Genomic DNA, 4733 nt, shown 5'->3' on the forward strand with positions numbered 1-4733 from the left:
ACAACCTCATTCTGGCACACTGATGCCGTAGGGGGCCGTCCACCCCATCACCGCGTGATCTATCGGTCGCATAAGCTGGAAGTACCGATCGTCAAATCTTCGCCAAACTTCTCCCTGTGGTTATGGGTCCCGGCGTTCGCCGGGACGACGCCGGTGTTTGTGGCGCCACTGCAAACCCATCTTACGCAGCAATCCACCCTTACACAGCAATCCACTTCGCCAGTTCCCGCCACGGCTCCAGCGTCCAGCTCCCCGACGCCGCCCCGGACGGCGAAGGCAGCACAAAGATCTCCGGCAAGCTCGCATCGCGCACCTGCCGCCCCAGCGAAATCGCAGCTGACGGCCGGCCATAAAACAGGCTCGCCGCCTTCTTGCTCGTGAACGCAACCGTCCGTGGCCGATATTTTTCCATCTTCGCCCTGAAGCCCGGCACGTCGATCGTCTCCGCCGCGATCTGGTGATCCATCCCCGCGCCCGTCTTGGAGAGATCGGTGAAGCCGATCCCGAGCGCGATCAATTCCGCAAACTCGCCCGGTTGATAGCGCCGCGGCGTGATGCCGGCCTCATGCAGCGCGCGCCAGAAGCGGTTGCCGGGATGGCCGTAATAATGCCCAAGCTCGGCCGAGCGCGTCGAAGCGGCGGTGCCGACGAAGACGAGGCGGAGGTTGGGGTGGAGTTGATCGGGGAGGCGGTGCAGGGAGGCGTCGGACAAATCGAACTTCCGCGGGTTTGGTCTCCCGCATGAGCGATAGCGACACTCGGGGCAATCGCCAATCTCGGAATTCGCTTCGCTTATCCGGACTACGCTTGCTACTCTTCGCATTTACCCGAAATGCTTCCAACAACCTTTCTGTCGACAAGCATGCCACCGGCCGGGCCTAGCTTTTGCACCTGCTCAAGAGTCAATCCACCTTTTATTTCAAATGAGGTATCCTTGATTGTGACGATCAGGCGATCACAGTCTTGCCTGTAGAGCGGAATCTGATCGCCGCTGGTGTGCTCCTCAAGGGAATTGACCGGACCGTCGGCGGATGCGCCAATTTGCGCTTCGTTAGGTCTGATAAACTGCGTGCGAACAGACACCCCGTGACTCGAAGAATATGTGCCGATTTCTCCCAACTCAAAGTCTTCGCTAAACGATACCCTCTTTGCCGGGGGCTGAGGGGACGGTGATGGAAGAGTTACGACTATAGGCGAAGGTTTTGAGCTTTCCCTGAACAAACCAAGAAGATCATTGAGCGAATTGCTGAAAGAACCGATTCCCGCAACTACCGTCGCGAATATGACTATCGCTGCGACCAACGGTCGGTTTTGAAGCTTCCGAGTCCATCGTTCGACTAGTGATGCTTCTCCGTCGTCCTCCATTGTCGCGCTCCGATTTCAATGTGCATGAAACAAAGACCTTTTGGAAAAGCTCAATCTATCTAAGATTGAGTATAAGTAAAGTAGTCGCGTTATGTCGTCAGTGCTGTGGCAAAAAGAGCGGACAGTAGCGCGGCTTCGATAATGTGTGCCTTAAGCCGATTCCGAGCTAGAGCAACTTCGCAAACGCGCCGCGGCGTGATCCCGGCCTCATGGATCGCGCGCCAGAAGCGGTTGTCGGGATGAGCATAGTAGTACTCGACGGCGGCTAAGCGCGTGCTGGCTGCGGTGCCGACGAAAACAAGGCGGAGGTGGGGCGGGTCGGCCAAAACAACCGTCCGTACGGTTTGAATCACTATCGGTCACATCGTTTATTGCAGTGCGGTCAGTTGGGAAGTCTTCCTACTGCCTTGCTTCCAAAACGAGTATTGCAGATATTGCTCACCCTAAGATGCTTCGCCTGCAATCACTGGCTTTATTGCAACCCACCTAGCGAGAATGTTCGTGACCGACTCCCCTATTGAACCCGAAATTATTAAGCCGCTCGATCGAACTGCGGTCCTTCTGCCGTGCGAACCCGACCAATTTCGAGACTTTATTGCAGGTCTGCTTGGTAAGCCTCAAGTTATTGAAAGAATGATCAGAGGCCCATTCAATTTAGGAAGGAACGAGATCGAGAATCTATATTACTTGATAGAGCAACGAATATCGTCGCAAAATGACGCAACGCTGATTCAGTTTACGGCACGGATCGTGTTCGATGACGAGTCTTCGGTCCTGCTGAACTCTTTCGCGGATTTCACAACTTACAAGGAGGTAAGACCACTCATTTCGGTTTCTGTTCATTTGAGTTGGACCTATCTTATAAAATTTCGCAATAAGCCTATTCCTGAGAAGCAGCAAATCGACGTTAGTTGCAATGCCGACTATTCCCGAGGACAAGTTAGCTTCGATTTTTTTGACCCGGCTCGAATCGTTTTTTCTCCAATTCGGCAAACACGTCATCGTGGCAATATCTATCTTAGGATCAGTCATACTGATCGAACATGGGGTACAGACATTGAGGCCTTGTTGACCGGCCATCAAGACGTTGGTTCGTGTCGACTCTGAATTGCGGCAGTTTGTGAGGAAGTATTCGGGATCCATAGGGTTGGTCGGCGGGCTCAGCGTTTTCGGTTCTATTTTTTATGCAGGATGGGGGGCTTTTGATCGCTTGCGTGAGCAGTCGATGCGGGAGGCTCAAACTCTAATCGCGAGTGACTCTGCCTCACAGGATCAGGTTGCGAAAATTGTTAGGACAATCCTGCAGTACATGATTGAAAACCCGCTGGATAACTACAAAGGGTATGCGATCGGCGCAGGTCTCATTTCGATAATTATCTGCCTGGTCTTCGGGGTGGTGCTGGCGAGTTTTGCGGAATCGTCTAAGCCGAGCTTTGTTGTCCTAACCAGCAGAGCTGACGAAGCTCGTAAGATTGAATTGGATAGAGATCAGAATAACTGGTCCAGTTTCATAGTGTCCATCTGTGGTGCGCTTATAATCTCTGTCCTAGGGAATTACTTGTTCTTTCTCGTGCTTAAGCATTACCTGAAGGAATAAGAGTAAGGTGTGAACGGTGCGGTGCCGTTTTTTGCATCGAAGTAGCTTAATCAAAATGCCCTCGGCTTATTGCCGTTACGAGCATTCGATTGAATTCTGTGGCCGGGCTTAGGCCCGGCCATTTGGATTCTTCGAGAACGAAAGAACTTAGCGGAAGATAGTCCTCACAGCACCCGATTGCTCTCCTTCACCTTCTCCGCATCCAGATACAAGCTCTCGCCCATCTCCTTGAACTTCGCGCTCATCTTGGCCATGCCGTCTTCGGCGGTGCCAGCCATCGACATGCCGATGCTGTTCGGATCGTTCAGCGTCGCCGCGTAATCCCGCACGTCCTGCGTGATCTTCATCGAGCAGAACTTTGGGCCGCACATCGAGCAGAAATGCGCGACCTTGTGGGCTTCCTTAGGCAGGGTCTCGTCGTGGAAGTTCTTCGCTGTGTCGGGATCGAGGCCGAGGTTGAACTGGTCGCTCCAGCGGAAGTCGAAGCGGGCGCGGGAGAGAGCGTCGTCGCGCAGTTGCGCGGCGGGGTGGCCCTTGGCGAGATCACTGGCGTGGGCGGCGATCTTGTAGGTGATGACGCCGGTCTTGACGTCGTTGCGATCGGGCAGGCCGAGATGCTCCTTCGGCGTGACGTAGCAGAGCATGGCGCAGCCGAACCAGCCGATCATGGCGGCGCCGATGCCTGACGTGATGTGGTCATAGCCCGGCGCGATGTCGGTGGTCAGCGGTCCAAGCGTGTAGAACGGCGCTTCGCCGCACTCCTTGAGCTGCTTGTCCATGTTGATCTTGATCTTGTGCATCGGCACGTGGCCGGGGCCTTCGATCATGACCTGGCAGCCCTTGTCCCACGCGATCTTCGTCAGCTCGCCGAGCGTCTCCAGCTCCGCGAACTGGGCGCGGTCGTTGGCATCCGCGATCGAGCCCGGACGCAGGCCGTCGCCGAGCGAGAACGAGACGTCATACTTGCGCATGAGGTCGCAGATCTCGTCGAAATGGGTGTAGAGGAAGCTTTCCTTGTGATGCGCCAGGCACCACTTCGCCATGATCGAGCCGCCGCGCGAGACGATGCCGGTGACCCTGGCGGCGGTGAGGTGGATGTATTGCAGGCGCACGCCGGCGTGGATGGTGAAATAGTCGACGCCCTGCTCGCACTGCTCGACCAGCGTGTCCCTGTACAGCTCCCAAGTCAGCTTGACCGGATCGCCGTTGCACTTTTCCAGCGCCTGATAAATGGGAACGGTGCCGATCGGCACCGGCGCGTTGCGCAGGATCCATTCGCGGGTGGTGTGGATGTTGCGCCCCGTCGAGAGGTCCATGACCGTGTCGGCGCCCCAGCGGATCGCCCACACCATCTTCTCGACCTCTTCCTCGACCGACGAGGTCACGGCGGAGTTGCCGATATTGGCGTTGATCTTCACCAGGAAATTGCGGCCTATGATCATGGGCTCGATTTCAGGGTGGTTAATGTTAGCGGGGATAATCGCGCGGCCACGGGCCACTTCATCGCGCACAAATTCCGGCGTAATCACCTTGGGAATGCTGGCACCGAAATGCTGACCGGCGTGCTGGGTTTGCAGCAGTTCGCTCATGTTTTCGCGGCGCTGGTTTTCGCGGATGGCGATGTATTCCATCTCCGGCGTGACGATGCCCTTGCGGGCGTAGTGCATCTGGCTGACATTGGCGCCGGGCCTGGCGCGCAGCGGCTGGCGGATGTGGCCGAAGCGCAGGTGGCGGGTTTTCTCGTCGGCGGCGCGGATGCGGCCGAAGATCG

The 4733-nt window shown here is 56.2% G+C and carries 5 protein-coding genes and 1 pseudogene; 2 read left to right on the forward strand and 4 right to left on the reverse strand.

The window, feature by feature from the left end:
• Positions 1-199: 199 nt before the first annotated feature.
• From Q0687_RS01385 to Q0687_RS01395, 3 genes and pseudogenes are all read right to left on the reverse strand, one after another.
• Positions 200-712: a mismatch-specific DNA-glycosylase gene (locus tag Q0687_RS01385; protein ID WP_298871205.1), complete on the reverse strand. Its 513-nt coding sequence runs from the start codon at positions 710-712 to the stop codon at positions 200-202.
• A gap of 98 nt (positions 713-810) precedes the next feature.
• The gene (locus tag Q0687_RS01390; protein WP_298871207.1) at positions 811-1083 is read right to left on the reverse strand and encodes a hypothetical protein; all 273 of its coding nucleotides are present in this window, start codon (positions 1081-1083) and stop codon (positions 811-813) included.
• Positions 1084-1534: 451 nt separating this feature from the next.
• Positions 1535-1721, reverse strand: a pseudogene (locus tag Q0687_RS01395) (hypothetical protein); the annotation flags it as partial.
• A gap of 145 nt (positions 1722-1866) precedes the next feature.
• On the opposite strand from Q0687_RS01395, the gene Q0687_RS01400 reads away from it, so the two are divergent.
• Positions 1867-2472, forward strand: coding sequence for a hypothetical protein (locus tag Q0687_RS01400; RefSeq protein WP_298871209.1), 606 nt, complete (start codon positions 1867-1869; stop codon positions 2470-2472).
• A 40-nt stretch (positions 2473-2512) separates the two neighbouring features.
• Positions 2513-2962 carry a hypothetical protein gene (locus Q0687_RS01405; protein WP_298871211.1) on the forward strand — a complete coding sequence of 150 codons (450 nt, stop codon included), beginning with the start codon at positions 2513-2515 and terminating at the stop codon, positions 2960-2962.
• A gap of 164 nt (positions 2963-3126) precedes the next feature.
• On the opposite strand, the gene thiC is transcribed toward Q0687_RS01405, so the two are convergent.
• On the reverse strand, positions 3127-4733 hold a 1607-nt coding region (gene thiC, locus Q0687_RS01410; RefSeq protein ID WP_298871213.1), incomplete at its 5' end, for a phosphomethylpyrimidine synthase ThiC.

It is taken from the genome of uncultured Bradyrhizobium sp. (assembly GCF_936928535.1).
Classification (GTDB): Bacteria; Pseudomonadota; Alphaproteobacteria; order Rhizobiales; family Xanthobacteraceae; genus Bradyrhizobium.